The 17,494-nt window shown below is 44.5% G+C and carries 12 protein-coding genes; 11 read left to right on the forward strand and 1 reads right to left on the reverse strand.

Going from position 1 to position 17,494, the window contains the following annotated elements:
- Nucleotides 1-199: 199 nt before the first annotated feature.
- The 7 genes from AACU28_RS13180 to purF all read left to right on the forward strand — a co-directional run bounded on the left by AACU28_RS13180 (nucleotide 200) and on the right by purF (nucleotide 11,297).
- Nucleotides 200-5,224, forward strand: coding sequence for a FimV/HubP family polar landmark protein (locus AACU28_RS13180; protein WP_121603047.1), 5,025 nt, complete (start codon nucleotides 200-202; stop codon nucleotides 5,222-5,224).
- Between the two features lie 196 nt (nucleotides 5,225-5,420).
- Complete coding sequence (truA, locus tag AACU28_RS13185; protein ID WP_004734161.1) at nucleotides 5,421-6,215, forward strand: tRNA pseudouridine(38-40) synthase TruA; 795 nt, start codon at nucleotides 5,421-5,423, stop codon at nucleotides 6,213-6,215.
- Nucleotides 6,216-6,391: 176 nt separating this feature from the next.
- Complete coding sequence (gene accD / locus AACU28_RS13190; RefSeq protein WP_004734162.1) at nucleotides 6,392-7,318, forward strand: acetyl-CoA carboxylase, carboxyltransferase subunit beta; 927 nt, start codon at nucleotides 6,392-6,394, stop codon at nucleotides 7,316-7,318.
- A 42-nt stretch (nucleotides 7,319-7,360) separates the two neighbouring features.
- Nucleotides 7,361-8,623 (forward strand): bifunctional tetrahydrofolate synthase/dihydrofolate synthase, encoded by a 1,263-nt coding sequence (gene folC, locus AACU28_RS13195; RefSeq protein WP_004734163.1) that lies wholly within the window; start codon nucleotides 7,361-7,363, stop codon nucleotides 8,621-8,623.
- Nucleotides 8,624-9,196: an SPOR domain-containing protein gene (locus AACU28_RS13200; RefSeq protein ID WP_004734164.1), complete on the forward strand. Its 573-nt coding sequence runs from the start codon at nucleotides 8,624-8,626 to the stop codon at nucleotides 9,194-9,196.
- Nucleotides 9,197-9,257: 61 nt separating this feature from the next.
- A complete protein-coding gene (locus AACU28_RS13205) occupies nucleotides 9,258-9,749 on the forward strand; it encodes a CvpA family protein (RefSeq protein ID WP_004734165.1) in 492 nt (163 codons plus the stop codon).
- Between the two features lie 33 nt (nucleotides 9,750-9,782).
- Nucleotides 9,783-11,297: an amidophosphoribosyltransferase gene (gene purF / locus AACU28_RS13210; RefSeq protein WP_004734166.1), complete on the forward strand. Its 1,515-nt coding sequence runs from the start codon at nucleotides 9,783-9,785 to the stop codon at nucleotides 11,295-11,297.
- A 79-nt stretch (nucleotides 11,298-11,376) separates the two neighbouring features.
- Here purF and AACU28_RS13215 read toward each other — a convergent pair whose 3' ends face one another.
- Nucleotides 11,377-12,252, reverse strand: a complete 876-nt coding sequence (locus AACU28_RS13215) for a LysR family transcriptional regulator (RefSeq protein ID WP_004734167.1) — start codon at nucleotides 12,250-12,252, stop codon at nucleotides 11,377-11,379.
- A gap of 228 nt (nucleotides 12,253-12,480) precedes the next feature.
- Between AACU28_RS13215 and AACU28_RS13220 the strand changes: the two genes are divergently transcribed.
- The 4 genes from AACU28_RS13220 to dnaX all read left to right on the forward strand — a co-directional run bounded on the left by AACU28_RS13220 (nucleotide 12,481) and on the right by dnaX (nucleotide 17,327).
- Nucleotides 12,481-13,584: a response regulator gene (locus AACU28_RS13220; protein ID WP_004734168.1), complete on the forward strand. Its 1,104-nt coding sequence runs from the start codon at nucleotides 12,481-12,483 to the stop codon at nucleotides 13,582-13,584.
- Nucleotides 13,585-13,944: 360 nt separating this feature from the next.
- Complete coding sequence (locus tag AACU28_RS13225; protein WP_029222189.1) at nucleotides 13,945-14,316, forward strand: YbaN family protein; 372 nt, start codon at nucleotides 13,945-13,947, stop codon at nucleotides 14,314-14,316.
- Nucleotides 14,317-14,477: 161 nt separating this feature from the next.
- Nucleotides 14,478-15,023, forward strand: coding sequence for an adenine phosphoribosyltransferase (apt, locus tag AACU28_RS13230; RefSeq protein ID WP_121603048.1), 546 nt, complete (start codon nucleotides 14,478-14,480; stop codon nucleotides 15,021-15,023).
- Between the two features lie 18 nt (nucleotides 15,024-15,041).
- Nucleotides 15,042-17,327, forward strand: a complete 2,286-nt coding sequence (gene dnaX, locus AACU28_RS13235; RefSeq protein ID WP_121603049.1) for a DNA polymerase III subunit gamma/tau — start codon at nucleotides 15,042-15,044, stop codon at nucleotides 17,325-17,327.
- Nucleotides 17,328-17,494 lie beyond the last annotated feature (167 nt).

A 17,494-nucleotide genomic window follows, 5' to 3' on the forward strand; every position in this document is an offset into this window, starting at 1 on the left:
GCTTTGATTATCAAGCCTCACTCTTTAGTGGGGCTTTTTTAATCGATTGAAAATATTGTTAGTCAAATTGTGTGAAATTGCTGCGAATATTGTTGCTGCAACACATTTTTTGTTTTCATCTCTATAGTTTTACGTCATTTATCCGATATATTTAATAGATCATCACTTTTCCGAATTTAAGCACCTAGCTGAGCCTTTTATGTTTCAATTTTTCAAGCCGTGGTTAATGCCTTTTGCCTTTATCATTGCGACTCAGATTTCCGTTGTTCGTGCAGATTCCATTCGAGTTGTAGGGCCTAATGGCCAGATACAATCAGCGCCTACGTTTTCAGAACCTCTTCAAAGAGCGCAATTGAATAGCGCTGAGCCTTCACGTTTCTATGGTCCAACTCGTGGCTCAGAAACGCTATGGTCTATTGCTTCAAGGTTACGCCCTGATAACTCCGTTTCAGTTCAACAAACATTGTTGGCGATTTATCGCTTAAACCCACAAGCGTTTGAAAATCAGAATATCCATAGCCTGCTGCCTGCCAGTAATTTACGTGTGCCTTCTTTAGAGCAAGCACGTGCAAGTTCGACGCAGCAAGCTATCAACATCATGAACTCGCACCTTGCTAAGCTTGATGCGCCTGCGACAAAGCCTACCGCTTCAAAACCTAAAGTAGCGCAAGCGCCAAGTCGACCAGATGTAGCCCCTAAAAATGCACAATCCAAAGCCAAGGTTAGTGAACCTAAAGTTGTCGATAAATCGATAATTGGTAATCAAGAGATAGTGAGTAACAAGCCGCTAACCGGTGCCAAGGAAATGAACCACCTTGAGAAGCAGTTAGAGCTTTCAGAAACTGAGTTACTGTCACTTGAAGAAAAAAACCATCAACTTCGTTTGATGCTGTCGAATGTTCAATTGGAAGTGGATGAGCTAAAAACAGAGCTCAGTGATGAAGACCGCATTCGTAGCGAAGTGGAAAAGCTGCTTGATGAAGAGCGTAGAAAGAACGCCGAAATTGAAAAAATGGCACCAAGTGCCATGGATGAACTGTTATCTAATGGTTGGTTAGTTGCGGCTCTTGCGATTATTCCGGGTCTTCTACTTGGTTTGATCATCGTGATGCTGATAGGCCGTCGTTCTAAAAATGAAGAACAACAGCAAACCACTCAAGAACAAACGATTCAGCCTGAACCAAGCAGCGTCGCGCCTATTACACTGGGCGACGAGATGGACGACCTTAACGAGCTGTCTTTAGACGATGACTTGTTTGGCACTGAAGATGACGCCAATAAGTTGTTTGACGACCAAGCTCTTGCTGAAGAAGACGATGTATTTGCAGGATTGGATGAATCTGATCTCGATTTCAATCTCGACGGTGAAGATGATGACCCATTTGCGAGCATTGGCGAAAATGGTGATTTAGACACTAACTTTGATGATCTAGACTTGGACAGCAGCAACGGCATCAGTGTTAATGGTGAAGAGAAAGCGCTTGGTCTTGAAGAGATGGAGCGCGCGCTCGATAAAAGCGCAGAAAGCGCACTTGATACAGATGAAGTCGATTTTGACCTCTCAGATGATAACGCAATGTCTGCTGATGACATTGAAGCACTGCTATCTAAAGAATCCGAGACTGAAGATTTAGGCTCTAACGAATTAGACCAGTCACTATTAGATGACCTGTTTTCTCTTGATGACGAAGATGATGATAGCTTCGACATCGATGCTTTGATTTCGGAAGAGCAAAGTGATTCTACTTCTAGTGCCGACACATCAATAACCGATGATTTTGATATCGATGCGCTTATCTCAGAACAACAAAGCGATGCTACGCCTTCGGACATAAGCAATGACGATTTTGATATTGATGCTCTGATCTCTGAACAACAGACCACTCAATCCGCAGCTCCTAGTGTAGAGGATGATATTGATGACATCTTTGCTCAGGTTGCCGCTCAGAACGAGCAAGCGAATGATCCTTTCAACCTCGATAGCGACGATGAAATAGCGACGAACCTAAACAATGGTTTGGCGTCCGATGATGATATCGAAAACATCCTGTCTCAGTTTGATAAGCCAATCGTTGATGAAGAGACTCAAGACAGCGTTGATCTACTTGATGAGCAGTTGGAAGGGGATGACGTTGACCTAAGCAACTCGACCGAACTCCTTGATGAAATGCTGGGCGATGAATCGGATGATGAGCCTGAAAGTGAGCCTTTAGGTTTTGATGCCTTATCCGAACTTGAAGAGCTTTCTGGTTTATCGACTGATGATGAGCTAAACATTGCAGAAGACAGCACGGAAACTCTGGATGAATTAATCGGAGATTCTGATGATGATTTCGAACTCGATGCAGAGAGCACCGACTTACTGGATGATTTCCTTGATAGTGAACTATCGGATGATGCGCTTTCAGCGGACCAAGCCGATTCACCAAAATCTGAATCTTTAGACCCGTTTGATGATTTACTGACAAGTGGTATTGAAGACGAGCTTGAATCAGAAGAGCAGACGTTTGATAAAGAGCTAGATGCTGCCTTTGGTTCTGACAAAGCCAGCGACGACCTTATCAAGGATTCAGATGTTGAACATACTCAATTAACGTCAGAGCCTTCTGAAGCCGAGTCTGAGCAAATAACGGACATTACTGAAACACCACAACCTGAACTTGTTGGTGATACTTCATTAGATTTAGAACTGACTCAAGACGGTGCTGATGTTAAGCCAGAAAATGATGAAGCCTTTAATCGTGATGACTTTATCGATGACTTGTTTGGTGTAGCGCCTGCAACGGATGCGTTGCTTGATGACGCACTAGAAACAACAGATGAAGCATTGATTGATGAGCTGATGACTTCTGATGACAGCGATTCGTTGCAAGCTACTGAAGAGACAGCTGAAGCATCAATTGAAAGTGCTTTGGAACCAGAACAAACGTCTCTTTCTGATAGTAATGAACTATCACCAGAAGAAGCGGTGTCATCTGTTAAAGATGATGAGCTGGATGTTGACTCGTTGCTCTCTGAGAATTCTGACTTTGACAAACCAGTTTTTGAAGAGTCGACTCAAGAAGACACTGAGCAACAAGAATTAGAACCGAAAGAAGCCGACGTACAAGATCAGCGTGAAGACATCGCTGCGAGTACTGAAGATCAAGCTTCGCCGTCGTCTTTAAATGATATCTCTGAAGACGATGAAGAAACGGTAGAAGATTGGTTAGCCGAAGCCATTGATGATGTTGAATCTCCTGCGAATATAGACTCTGATTTTGACTTTGAACCGAAAATTCAAGGTAGCGATGAACTTGAAAATATCGTTGAATCCTTGCCAGAGCCAGAGCCAGAGCCAGAGCCAGAGCCAGAGCCAGTCCGTGCTGCACATATGCCAGAAATCATTCCAAATGAGTTCGGTGTACCAGAAGACAATGATTGGCTGATTGGAGACGATACAGCTAAAGAAGATGCGTTGGAAGAAGTGGACGCTGAAGCTGATGTTGAAGTAATACCAGAACCAGTTGCTCCTACTGTTGATTCTCAACTAGACGCTGAGCCTCAAGCAGAAACGGTACCGCAAGTTGACGCTACGGAACAAGCTGAAGTTCCAGGACAAGACAGCGAAGAAGAGTTCTCGTTTGATGACTTCGAGCTTCCTGAGTTTAATGAAGAAGACGCGTTGGCAGAAGCCGATGCTGAAGCTGATGTTGAAGTAATACCAGACCCAGTTACTCCTGCGGTTGATTCTCAACTAGACGCTGAACCTCAAGTAGAATCGGCACCGCAAGTTGACGCTACGGAACAAGCTGAAGTTCCAGGACAAGACAGCGAAGAAGAGTTCTCGTTTGATGACTTCGAACTTCCTGAGTTTAATGAAGAAGACGCATTGACAGAAGCCGATGCTGAAGCTGAAGTAATACCAGAACCAGTTACTCCTGCTGTTGAAACTCAACTAGACGCTGAACCTCAAGCAGAAACGGCACCGCAAGTTGAAGCTACGGAACAAGCTGAAGTTCTAGGACAAGAAGACGAGTTCTCGTTTGATGACTTCGAACTGCCAGAGTTTGGTGAAGAAGATGCATTGGCGGAAGTCGTTAGTGAGCCTGATGAAGCTCAGTTAGAGCAAGATCTCGCTCCTGAGGCAGAAAAGTTTGAGTTCGATGATCTTGACCTTCCTGAATATGACGAAGAAAGCGCAAAAGCAGACTCTGTTTTAGATGATATTGAGCAAAGCAGCGCAGAGCCAGTAGCGGAAGAAGAAGGCGTCGAGTTCGATGAGCTTGATTTGCCTGAATACGGTGAAGACGAAGCCATCTCAGATGCGTTTGCAGAGAAGCCGACACCACTGACTTCTTTTAGTCCTCAAGGTGAAGAGCAAGATGCGTTGCATGATTTGTTCTCAAACCCGCAAAGCTTTAGTCACGCTGACGACTTCTCCGATACAGAGGGTTTCTCGGGCGAAGCAGGTTTCTCAGATGCAGAAGAACCTGAACTGGCAGCGTTCGCACAACCAGATGATTCACCGAGTTCATCTTCAGGATTAAATTCAACGTCTTTAGAATCAAACTCAGCACCTACAGCGGTTCAAGACGAACCACTAGAAGGCTTTGACGATTTTGATGAAACAGCATTGGCTGAGTTGCTTTCAGAAGATGTACAAGACTCAGTCGACAATATGTTTGAGAAGCCATTAGATGCAACGTCGATTGACAGTGCAGGGCTCGATATCGATGCGATGCTTGAAGTTGGCGGTGAAGATTGGAAAGGCTTTAACTTAGCTCCAGAGCAGCAATCAAGCATGCATAATGGTGTTCCTGACGATCAACAAGAGATTTGGGCATCGGCTGAAAAACAAGCTGAACCTAAAATTAAAGAAGAGAATTGGGGTCAACAAGATAATCTAACAGAGTCAGGTAACAGTCGTGATAAGCAATACATGACGATTGACGAACTGATGGCTCAAGTAGAGCAAGAAGGCGAAGAAGCCATTAATCCAGATGATGAAGAGTTGAAGCTGGATGTTGGTCTCAATGAATTCCCTGATGTTATCGGTGATATCGGCAACTATGATGTCGACAACAATGCAGAAGCTGCTGGCAAGCTCGATTTGGCTAAAATCTATATCGAGATGAGTGATTCGCAAGGTGCAATTAAACTTCTAGAAGAGGCGATAGTTGACGGGAGCGATGATATTCGTCGAGAGGCAAAGAATCTTATCGATACCTTAAACGGTCGATAAATTTAAAAAAATCATAAAGGGTAGCGTTGGCTACCCTTTATTTTTGGGTGAGCCCAAGCGCCTTTGTTTTATTTGGCTTCTTAAAACCACCGTCTAGGGCGGTAGTGATTGTTTATTGCAGTTTTAGCCCCATCCTATTTGGGCTAGCACTCATTTCCGTATATACTTCTTGCCCATTTTCAAAGAGAACAAGAACATGAAAATTGCTTTAGGTATTGAATATAACGGTACCCACTACTTTGGTTGGCAGCGCCAACGAGACGTGAAAAGTGTCCAAGAAGAATTGGAAAAGGCTCTTTCAGTTGTCGCGAATCACCCTGTAGAGGTTATGTGCGCAGGTCGTACAGATGCCGGTGTTCACGGTACGGGACAAGTCGTTCACTTTGAAACTAATGTTGATCGTAAAATGGTTGCTTGGACAATGGGCGCGAATGCCAACATGCCAAAAGATATTGCGGTTCGTTGGGCGACAGAAGTGAATGAGGATTTCCACGCTCGTTTTTCTGCAACTGCACGCCGTTATCGCTACATTATCTTTAATCATGCACTACGTCCTGGCATTCTGAATTCAGGCGTGAGCCATTACCATGGTCACCTTGATGAAAAAAAGATGCATGAAGCGGGTCAGTACTTGTTAGGCGAGAACGACTTCACTTCATTCAGAGCGACACATTGTCAATCTCGTAGTCCATGGAGAAACATGATTCACTTAAACGTGACTCGTCATGGACACTACATAGTGATCGATATTAAAGCGAATGCGTTTGTTCACCACATGGTGAGGAATATTACGGGTAGCCTAATTGCAGTAGGTAAAGGTGAGCAAAAACCAGAGTGGATCCAGTGGCTTTTAGAGGCTAAAGATCGAAAAGTGGCTGGCGCAACAGCCAAAGCGGAAGGCTTGTATCTGGTAGATGTTGATTATCCTGAACATTTTGAGTTACCACGAGAGCCAATTGGACCTCTGTTTTTACCGGATAATTTGAACTAAATGTGAGACTTAGGTTCAAAAAATATTACGGTTTCGTGCGTAAAATAGTGCCAGAAAATAGGTACAACCAGTTTTTTATCTACAGTCGCTGTTTTATGTGCTTTAATTCCCACGCATAATTCCCAAATTTATTTCTTTCGCAATCAAGCGTAAGAATCGAAACAAAAAGGTCTTCCATGAGTTGGCTTGAAAAGATTTTAGAAAAAAGCAACATCGTAACATCTCGTAAAGCGTCTATCCCTGAGGGTGTTTGGACTAAATGTACTTCTTGTGAGCAGGTTCTTTACCATGCTGAACTAGAGCGTAACCTAGAAGTGTGTCCAAAATGTGACCATCACATGCGCATGAAGGCACGTCGCCGTCTGGATACATTCCTAGACAAAGGTGAGCGCGTTGAACTAGGTGCTGATCTTGAGCCACAAGACAAACTGAAGTTTAAAGACTCTAAGCGTTACAAAGAACGTATCTCTACTGCTCAAAAGAACAGTGGTGAAACTGACGCGCTGATCGCAATGAAAGGTGAACTACTAGGTTTACCAATCGTAGCGTGTGCTTTTGAATTCTCATTTATGGGTGGTTCAATGGGCTCTGTTGTTGGTGCTCGTTTTGTGAAAGCGGTAGATGCGGCTATTGAGAACAACTGTGGTTTAGTTTGTTTCTCTGCAAGTGGTGGTGCTCGTATGCAAGAGGCATTGATGTCTCTAATGCAAATGGCAAAAACCAGTGCTGCTCTAGAGCGTTTATCTGCGAAAGGCCTACCGTTTGTTTCAGTAATGACTGATCCAACAATGGGTGGTGTTTCTGCGAGTTTGGCAATGCTTGGCGATATCAACATCGGTGAGCCAAAAGCGCTTATCGGTTTTGCTGGACGTCGTGTAATCGAACAAACTGTACGTGAAGACCTTCCTGAAGGTTTCCAACGCAGTGAGTTCCTACTCGACCACGGCGCTATCGACATGATCGTTGACCGTCGTGAGATGCGTCAGCGCGTTGCAAGCCTTGTTGCTAAAATGACCAACCAGCCTTCACCATTAGTAGTTTCTGTGAACGATTCACCGAATGAAGCTACTTATGAAGTACCAGAAGCGCCAGAAAAAGGGTAAAGTACCTTCTAACAAACCTACTTAATCATGGTTATGAGTTAGATGAGTCAACAACCTATTCCTCAAGCCACATCCTCTTTGGAGATGTGGCTTGATTATTTATCAAACATCCACACAAGTGCTATTGATCTTGGATTAGACCGAGTTCAGGCCGTCGCCTCTAAGGCAAACCTCACCAAACCTGCTCAACACGTTATTACTGTTGCCGGAACTAATGGCAAAGGCTCAACGTGTGCACTAATGGAAGCTATTCTGTTGGATGCTGGTTACTCAGTTGGTGTCTACAGTTCTCCTCACTTAATTCGCTATAACGAACGTGTTCGTATTAACGGCCAAGATCTATCCGATGAAAAGATGGTTCAGTCTTTCAATTTCATTGAGAAAGAGCGCGGCGAGATCAGCCTTAGCTTTTTCGAATATGGGACTTTAGCGGCGTTACGTGCTTTTCAAACTGAAGCGGTTGATGTTGTGTTATTAGAAGTGGGTCTAGGTGGACGCCTAGATGCGACGAATATCGTTGAGCATGATGTTTCTGTGATTACCAGTTTGGCTGTCGACCATGTTGATTGGCTAGGTGATGACATCAATGTGATTGGTTTTGAGAAAGCCGGTATTTATCGTAGTGGCAAGCCGGCTATCTGTGGTCAACCTAAACCACCAGCTACGGTTGCTGCTCACGCTGATGACATTAAGGCTGAGTTCTATCAGGTGGGCATTCAATACACCTATGATGTAGACGGCGATACTTGGAACTGGCGTAGTGGGGCATTCCAACTAGAATCACTGCCTATTCCAAGCCTGCCGCTACCTAACGCAGCAACAGCATTGATGGCATTAGGTACTTCAGAACTTAGCATTAGCGATGTGAACATCGTTAATGGCATGAAGAACGCACAGCTACCTGGGCGTATGCAGAAAATTAGCGAACAACCCGTGATTGTGCTTGATGTTGCGCACAACCCGCATTCGGCTGAATACTTTGCGCAGCAAGTAACAAAGAAGTATGCAGGCAAAAATTTACACGTTGTAGTCGCCATGCTTCATGACAAAGATATCCCTGCGACATTGGAAGTATTAGCACCAATCACAACACATTGGTACCCAGCTTCGCTGAACGGCCCACGAGCCGCAACGGCTGCTGAATTGTGTCAAAGCCTACCTCAAGGCGTAGAGCAGCATTCAAACCCTGTAGCAGCGTTTGAAGCGGCTTTAGCTTCTGTTAAAGGTGACGATGTTGTACTGGTGGTCGGTTCTTTCCATACTGTGGGTGAAGTATTGGAGCATTGGCAGAAAAAAGGAAACTAAATGGCAAGTAAATTCCAAAGCCGATTAGTCGGTACCATCATTTTAGTGGCCATTGGTGTGATTGTATTGCCCGATGTGCTGGATGGTAAGAAGCTCCACTATAAAGAAGAGTTTGCAAGCATTCCGATTAAGCCAGAGCTTGATAGTAATGTAGAAGTTTTTGAAGTACTCGACCCTGTTGAAGATCAGATTGCACTGCCGGACTCTCCGGTTGAGCGAGTGGTTGAAAGTGGTGTTGATAATTCAGATAAGCAAACTGCGTCGGCTTCAAATAGTAAAGAAGCGGATAAAGTGGCCGTGGTGGTTAAGCCAGTACCTGAAAAAAATGAATACCAAGACAGTGCTTGGATTATTCAATTGATGGCTTTGAAGAATGCTGACAACGCAAAAAACGTTGTTAAGGATTTACAAAAGCGTGGTTACCAGGCTCACACCAAGCAAGAAAAAACGTTTACGCGAGTAATTATTGGCCCGGATGTCTCTAAATCCAAACTTGAGCGACAAATTAAGGAATTAGAAAAAATTACGGGTTCAAAAGGCCAGTTGCTCAAATTTAAACCGTTAAATCCATAAGAAAACGTTTGCGTCAGCATTTTTTCTGTTAAAATGCGCGCCAACTTAAGATGAAGAATTCATGAATTGGTTAGATTTTGTCATTTTAGGCGTGATCGGCTTCTCTGCCGTGATCAGTTTAGTTCGCGGTTTCGCTAAAGAAGCGTTGTCACTTGTTATTTGGTTTGGAGCATTTTTTATTGCTAGCCAGTACTACGCTAAATTAGCCATGTACTTCACCAATATCGAAGATGAGATGTTTCGAAACGGAACTGCGATAGCAGCATTATTTGTTGCAACGTTAGTTGTCGGTGCCTTAGTTAACTATGTCATCGGTCAGCTAGTTCAGAAAACAGGCCTGTCGGGTACAGACAGAATCCTCGGTGTCGTCTTTGGCGGCTTACGTGGTGTTCTGATTGTCTCAGCAGTGTTGTTTTTCATGGATGCGTTTACTGCATTCCCAAGTTCTGAGTGGTGGGAGAATTCGCAGTTGGTTCCGGAGTTTAGCCGAATCATTGCGCCGTTCTTTGAGCATTTACAAGCAACATCTAGTTTCTTATCTGGCGCGCTTTAGCGCCAGTTAATGTCGAAAATCGAGGATTAGGACATGTGTGGTATTGTTGGAATCGTGGGTTCAACACCTGTAAACCAGTCTATTTATGACGCTTTAACGGTATTGCAGCATCGTGGCCAAGATGCCGCTGGTATTTGTACCATAGAAAGCAATCGTTTCCGTCTGCGTAAGGCGAACGGTTTAGTTAAAGATGTTTTTGAAGCAAAACACATGCAACGCCTCCAAGGTAACGTGGGTATTGGTCATGTTCGTTATCCTACAGCGGGAAGCTCGAGTGCTTCTGAAGCGCAGCCTTTCTACGTAAACTCTCCTTTTGGTATCACGTTGGCGCACAACGGCAACCTAACGAATGCAAGTGAAGTTCGTGAGAAGTTGTTCGAAAAAGACCGTCGTCATGTCAACACAACCTCTGATTCTGAAGTTCTACTGAACGTATTGGCTCATGAAATCGATACTGTTAAAGGTAATGTGACTTCAGAAGATGTGTTCCGCGCCGTTGCAAACGTGCACCGTACTATTCGTGGTGCTTACGCAGTGACAGCGATGATCATCGGCCACGGTATGATCGCATTCCGTGACCCACATGGTATTCGTCCACTGTGTCTTGGTAAGCGTGAAATTAACGGTAAAACTGAGTACATGGTTGCGTCTGAATCGGTAGCGTTAGACGCTGTTGGTTTTGATTTTATGCGCGATGTTGCCCCTGGTGAAGCTATCTACGCAACATTCAATGGTGAGCTTTTCACTAAACAATGCGCAGATAACCCACAATTAAACCCATGTATTTTCGAGTTTGTTTATTTTGCTCGTCCTGATTCATTCATTGATAAAATTTCGGTTTACAGCGCACGCGTTGAGATGGGTGAGATGTTAGGCAAGCGTATTAAAGAAGAGTACGCAGACCTAGACATTGACGTGGTAATTCCAATCCCTGAAACATCGAATGATATTGCGCTACGAATTGCTCAAGCGATCAATAAGCCATACCGTCAAGGTTTCGTGAAAAACCGCTATGTTGGCCGCACGTTTATCATGCCGGGTCAGCAACAGCGTAAGAAGTCGGTTCGCCGTAAGCTCAACGCAATTCGTTCTGAGTTTAAAGGTAAGAACGTTCTATTGGTTGATGATTCTATTGTTCGTGGCACGACATCAGAGCAGATCATTGAGATGGCTCGTGATTCTGGCGCAAGCAAAGTCTTCATGGTTTCTGCTGCTCCTGAGGTTCGTTTCCCGAACGTTTACGGCATCGATATGCCGAGCGCGACGGAGCTTATTGCTCATGGCCGTGACAACGAAACGATTTGTAAGCAGATCGGTGCAGACGCTTTGATTTTCCAAACGCTACCAGACTTAATCTCGGCGGTAGGTATGGGTAATCAAGACATCTCTCGTTTTGATACATCTGTATTCAACGGCGAGTATGTAACGGGCGATATCGACCAAGCGTACCTAGATTTCCTAGACTCTTTACGTAATGACGATTCAAAGGTTGAGCGTGAGATCCAACAAGATCTCGCGAACCTAGAGTTACATAACGAAGGCGCTTAGCGTACTCATAAAAAATGAGTAATAAAAAACCAGAGCATCGGCTCTGGTTTTTTTGTTTGCGGGGGAAGGGGATTGAATCTTAGTGAATGTGGTATGCGATCACAAAATCGATAAACAATCTAACCTTCTCTGGCAGGTGGTCTTTGTGGTTATAAAGCATGTAAATATCACGAGGGTTAGCACTCCAGTCTTCTAAGACTTGCACTAAGCTGCCATCTTCAATGTATTCACGGATCATTACGTCAGGCATTAGGGTGATACCTAGGCCTTCTGAACAGGCTTGTCTTACGACATTAAGCGCATTCGCGTTGAAACGACCTTTCTCGCTATTCACGACCGTCTCTTCATTCGAATTACTCAGCTGCCACTTAATCAGCGGATAGCCTTTAAGTAGCGAATGATTCGCGAGCTCTTCTGCATGACTTGGTGCCGGGTTCTTCGCTAAGTAGTCAGGACTCGCGATAAGAATATCCTTCACTTCACTGATCTTTCTTGCGATTAAGCTTGAATCACGCTGCGGGCCGACTCTGAAAATGACATCCCACTCAGTTGGATCAAGCTGATCAGCTTGGTTGTTCATCATCAGCTCAATATTGATATCAGGGTATTGAGTCATGAATTCACTGAACATCGGCATCATCATGCGCTTGGTCAGGTTCGAGGGGGCGGTAATGCGAATCTTCCCTGAAGCACCCTTACACACGTCAGTGAGTTCTTCTGCAGTAGAAGATAGACGTTGTAGTAACGGTGAGCATTCATTGAAAAAACGTTCGCCAGCCTCTGTTAAAGAGAGTTTACGCGCGTGTCTATTGAGAAGCCTTAGGTTCAAAGAATCTTCTAAGGCTTGGATGCGTCGTGTAATGGTCGCAACCGGAATCATTGTCTTGCGCGATGTTGCGGTGTAGCTCCCATTTTCAACGACAAGTCGAAAGAGGTTTAAATCATCTAATTTCATAAATCCAGACACATTTGTTTACAATCTCATCTAATTTATACGTAATATTGAGATCAATGTTTGCGTTACGTCAACTCGTTGCACTATTTACCAGTATTCCAACCCTTGTCACGAATTACCAGTAAAGAGTGAACATTTGTGTATTTAGTATTTTATTACTAAGTTTTATATTAGTTCTTAGAACAGATAACAATAATAATTCGACTTAGTTTTGTGAGGTTAGAGATTATGTACAAAACTCACAGTCAGCCAGTTATGACCTCGGCTCAGGAAGTTCTCAACCAAAAATGCGTTATGTTGGTTGATGATGATCCTATTTTTCGCCGGATAACCAGCGCGTACTTAGACAAGATTGGTTATAAAGTGGTTGAGGCTGAAAATGGGCTGGACGCTCTGCAAAAACTTAGAGACTCAGCGCCAGATTTAATTGTGTGTGACTTATCAATGCCGATACTGGATGGCATTGAGCTTGTAGAAGAGCTCAGTTTAGAGTATCCGTCACTGCCTATGATCGTTGTGTCTGGCACTGATGATATGTCTGATGTGGCGAAAGCATTACGATTTGGTATCAAAGACTTTTTAGCGAAACCTCTAGAGGATCACGGTCACTTAGGAAGTGCGATTGCGAATACATTGACAGATTCGTTCGATAACATTTCAGACCAACGAGATTTTTCAAGCCAATGGTTCTGCGTTGATGACGGTGGCGAGATCCCTGAAGACCAAGAGCTGCATTGGCATCTAAACTACCTGCAAGATAACCCGAGTGCTGCAAGAGATTTATTGCACGCGCTGCTTCCAGAGAAAGACACACGACAAGGCTCATGGCGTTGCAGTTACCGTTTACTGCAATCAACAGAAATGATGCCGCTTGTGTTTGATTATGCGTGGATGATGAACGGGCAGTTTGCTTTCTACCTTGTCGATTCGTCGTCTTCTGATAACGGCGGCTCAGCGGCCACATTGTTGGTGAGAGCGTTATTCCACGATTACATCAGAAATAGAAAAGATTTTAATGTTGATCTCAAAGATATTGCGGAAATTTTGGAGAAGGGGATTCGTTGCTCTAAATGTTCGACCCCTGTGAATGCTTTGTTTGGTGTTGCTGATCTTGCTGTGGGAACTATCTCTATTTTACCTGCGGGTTTAGATGGACAATGGTCGAATGGCGAATTGAATCAACATATTGCGGCGGGCGAGCGCTTGGGTGAGAACTGTAAGAAGAACTTCATTACACGGGATCTTCCGATTGAACAAGGCTGCCAGCTATCATTGAGCCTGCTTGGATCGGCCAGTTTTAGTTTAGACATACACCAAGGGTCCACTGATTAACCCTATATTTCCTCGGTTTTTGTGAATAATTGATTAAGGTATAGTTGCGCAAATGGTGTGGCTATGCCTTTTTTGTTAAATGTCGATTTAGCAAAGCGGGTTTGGTTCGCCAGATACTTACCTTTACTAACAAAAACAAGAAGCAATCATGGCAGATAACAAAGACTTTCAAGACCCGTTTAATGTATTCTATTTTTTAGGATTTTTAGCCGCATTTTTAGCGATTCCATTACTACCAGCAACCCTTACGTTGATCCGAGTATTCAATGGTTACGCAACATTCTAGTTAAGCTATCGTCGCCGATCGGTGATAGCTAACTCAAGGAGGCCACAATTAGCGTTCGAGTTTTAAGCCTCAATATTGCTGGTGGCCTTTGTATCATTCTTGCAGTTCTAGGGATCGTTTTACCCGTTCTGCCAACCACGCCTTTTCTCCTTCTTGCCAGTGCATGTTTCATGCGAAGCAACCCCAAAGTTCACAAATGGATGCATGAGCATAAAACGCTCGGCCCGTTATTGAACAATTGGTATCAACACGGTGCTGTGACCAAACAAGTTAAAACGCGTGGCGTGTTCTTTATCTTGTTGAGTTTTGCGTTATCGATCTACTTTGCCCCGATCATTTGGGTCAAGGTTTTCCTAATTTGTGTACTTGTTATTCTTCTCACATGGTTTATGCGACTTCCAACCCATGAGTTGGTTGCTGACAGCAAAGAAAATCACTACCATTAAGCCAGTGTGCCTGCTTGTATAGCGGGCGTTTATTATTTCAGCAATCAGAGTTATGACTCTCGTTGCAATGAATACCAATCGTACCTTTCCTTAATTCCGAGCGTTGATGTTTGATTCGTTAACGAGAGTTTGGAAAGCGGCCTAATGAAGTGCATAAGATTATGAACACAGAAAAAATCTCTCTGATCAAAGCAAGCATCAAAAGCATTCCTGATTACCCTAAAGCGGGTATTTTGTTCCGTGACGTAACAAGCTTGATGGAAGATCCTGCCGCTTACAAAGCGACAATCGACCTGTTAATGGACACATACAAGGGCATGGGCTTTACTAAGATCGTTGGTACTGAAGCTCGTGGTTTCCTATTTGGTGCGCCTCTTGCTCTTGAGCTAGGTGTCGGCTTCATCCCTGTTCGTAAACCGGGCAAGTTGCCTCGTCAAACTGTGGCACAATCTTATGAACTTGAGTACGGCACTGATACGCTAGAAATCCATACCGATGCTATCGTCGAAGGCGATAAAGTGCTGATGGTTGATGACTTGCTAGCAACAGGCGGTACGATTGAAGCGACAACAAAGCTGATTCGTCAGCTTGGTGGTGTGGTAGAACACGCTGCATTTGTTATTAACCTTCCAGAAATCGGTGGTGACAAGCGCTTACAAGGCTTAGGTCTAGAAGTGTTTAGCATCTGCGAATTCGACGGTCACTAATCCTTTTCGGAATTATTCATGAGCTATCTTGCGTTAGCGCGAAAATGGCGACCAACCAAATTCAAAGAAGTGGTTGGTCAAGCCCATGTTTTAACAGCATTAGAGAATGCCCTTAGCCAAAATAGGTTGCATCACGCTTACCTATTCAGCGGTACACGAGGTGTCGGTAAAACGACCATCGGCCGTTTGTTTGCTAAGGGACTCAACTGTGAAACAGGCATTACTTCAACCCCTTGTGATGAATGTGCAACCTGTAAAGAGATCGATGAAGGTCGTTTTGTTGACCTGCTCGAGATCGATGCTGCCTCACGTACTAAGGTAGAAGATACCCGCGAGCTTCTGGACAATGTTCAGTACAAGCCTGCACGTGGTCGCTTCAAGGTTTACCTAATCGATGAAGTACACATGCTGTCTAGGCACAGTTTTAACGCGCTTCTAAAGACCTTAGAAGAGCCGCCTGAGTATGTGAAGTTCTTGCTCGCAACAACGGATCCGCAAAAGCTTCCTGTGACGATATTGTCACGTTGTCTGCAATTCCACCTTAAGCCGATTAGCGTTGATAATATCCACGAGCAACTCGATCATATTCTTGAACAAGAAAATGTGACGTCTGAATCTCGTGCGCTTGGAATGATTGCTCATGCTGCTGATGGCAGTATGCGTGACGCTCTTAGCCTAACAGACCAAGCTATCGCATTAGGTAATGGCAATGTAGTGACAGACACTGTTGCTCACATGCTTGGAACGCTGGATACAGACCAAGCGATTCATCTACTTGAAGCGATTAGCAGTAAACAACCACAATTAGCGATGGCTTGCATTCAAGCTCTTGCTGAAAATGGCGTTGAGTGGGATGGATTGCTGAGTCAACTTGCGACTCAATTACACCGTTTAGCGATGTATCAAGCTCTGCCATCGACTTTAGACAAGGCTCAGCCTGATGCTGAAAGGCTAGAACTGCTGAGCAAAGCGTTAAGCCCTCAAGACATCCAACTCTACTACCAGATAGTGTTGAAAGGGCGTCAAGACTTGCCATTATCGCCAACCGCTCGTGTTGGTATCGAGATGGTGGTTCTGCGTATGTTGGCATTCAGACCTGCTGAGCAAACTGTTGCTACGGCTATCTCGACTGAGTCGACTAGCCCAGCGCCTGCTCCTGCAGCTCAGAATCCGGTTCAGAACCAGGTTCAGAGTGTTGCTCAGCCAGTGAGTCAAGCTGCGCCAATGGCCGCTCCGAGACAGTCAGCTCATGCTCCAGCGGTTTCACAGCCTCAAGTGTCTCAGCAAGCTCCTGTTCAGCAGCCTGTGCAACAGCAACCGCCGCAGAATCAGAACCAATATTCAGATTCGCAAGGTTACGCTGATCATTCAGGCAACCAAGGTTATCCAGAACAGGATTACCCGCACAGTCAGTATGACGCGCCACCTGCTTATGATGAGCGTCCAAGCTACGGCACAGAGCAGCCGATGAGTCCCATGACTCAGCAAGCTAATTATCAGAATCAAGAGCAGCCAAATGTTGCTCCCGTTGCACCTTCTGTTCCACCTGTTCCTTCTGCTTCGCAAGAGCAACCAGCGCGTGCAACTTCGCCTGTGAGTGGTTTACGTCACCAATTGCGTTCTCAACGTAGAGGTGGTGCAGCAACAGAAAACAAAGGTTCGGCGCCAAAAAAGGCTAAAGCGACACCAGCTAAAACTTCAGTTCTTGACCGAGTTGCTCAGCAACACGGTGGTTCTGAGCGGGTGTCGCCAGCTTCTTTAACCGCCTCTTCGACAGAAAATGTGACCAACGATAATGAACCTTATCGCTGGAAACCGTCTAAACCTGTAGTGAAAGAGGTGAGCAAAGAGCTTACACCTACTCAGATCAAGCGTGCGTTAGAGCATATTAAGACACCAGAAATGGTCGATAAATTGCTTCAAGAGTCGGTTGTTCAAGATGAATGGTCCGCCACGATTCAAAAGCTAGAGACAGCCAAGCTTGTTGAACAGTTAGCATTGAACTCAGTATTTACTAAGATTGACACATCAATCACCTTAACGTTAAGAGCGAGCCAGGCTCACTTGAATACGGACCGTGCACAGAGTGAGCTATTACAGTCTCTCAATACTGTGCTTGGAGAAGAGTGTCATTTGAGTGTTGAAATTGGTGATGGTGGAGAAACACCGCTAGAACTGCGAGAAAGATTGTATCAAAGTAAGTTGAAAGACGCGTTTACCAGTTTGGAAAACGATGCCAACGTACAGTTTATCGAAAGACGTTTTGCTGCCGAGTTGGATAGAGACAGCGTTCGTCCAATATAGTGTTCCTCCAATATCGATATGCCTTTCATTTAGTGATGAGCATATCATCCTTGGAAAGCAAATCAGAGAACTGAACTCGTGGGGTTGAATCACAGTGTTTTAACCCCCATTTAAGCCCTAGTAGCTTAAATGATTTTAATAAACCAATTAGACCAGAGAGTAATAAC

This window comes from Vibrio sp. SBT000027 (genome assembly GCF_963894355.1).
Lineage (GTDB): Bacteria > Pseudomonadota > Gammaproteobacteria > Enterobacterales > Vibrionaceae > Vibrio > Vibrio splendidus.

Bases quoted from the DNA above. Each gene is read 5' to 3' on its own strand.
- AACU28_RS13180 (WP_121603047.1), top strand. From the start codon at position 200: ATGTTTCAATTTTTCAAGCCGTGGTTAATGCCTTTTGCCTTTATCATT.
- truA (WP_004734161.1), top strand. From the start codon at position 5,421: ATGAAAATTGCTTTAGGTATTGAATATAACGGTACCCACTACTTTGGT.
- accD (WP_004734162.1), top strand. From the start codon at position 6,392: ATGAGTTGGCTTGAAAAGATTTTAGAAAAAAGCAACATCGTAACATCT.
- folC (WP_004734163.1), top strand. From the start codon at position 7,361: ATGAGTCAACAACCTATTCCTCAAGCCACATCCTCTTTGGAGATGTGG.
- AACU28_RS13200 (WP_004734164.1), top strand. From the start codon at position 8,624: ATGGCAAGTAAATTCCAAAGCCGATTAGTCGGTACCATCATTTTAGTG.
- AACU28_RS13205 (WP_004734165.1), top strand. From the start codon at position 9,258: ATGAATTGGTTAGATTTTGTCATTTTAGGCGTGATCGGCTTCTCTGCC.
- purF (WP_004734166.1), top strand. From the start codon at position 9,783: ATGTGTGGTATTGTTGGAATCGTGGGTTCAACACCTGTAAACCAGTCT.
- AACU28_RS13215 (WP_004734167.1), bottom strand. From the start codon at position 12,252: ATGAAATTAGATGATTTAAACCTCTTTCGACTTGTCGTTGAAAATGGG.
- AACU28_RS13220 (WP_004734168.1), top strand. From the start codon at position 12,481: ATGTACAAAACTCACAGTCAGCCAGTTATGACCTCGGCTCAGGAAGTT.
- apt (WP_121603048.1), top strand. From the start codon at position 14,478: ATGAACACAGAAAAAATCTCTCTGATCAAAGCAAGCATCAAAAGCATT.
- dnaX (WP_121603049.1), top strand. From the start codon at position 15,042: ATGAGCTATCTTGCGTTAGCGCGAAAATGGCGACCAACCAAATTCAAA.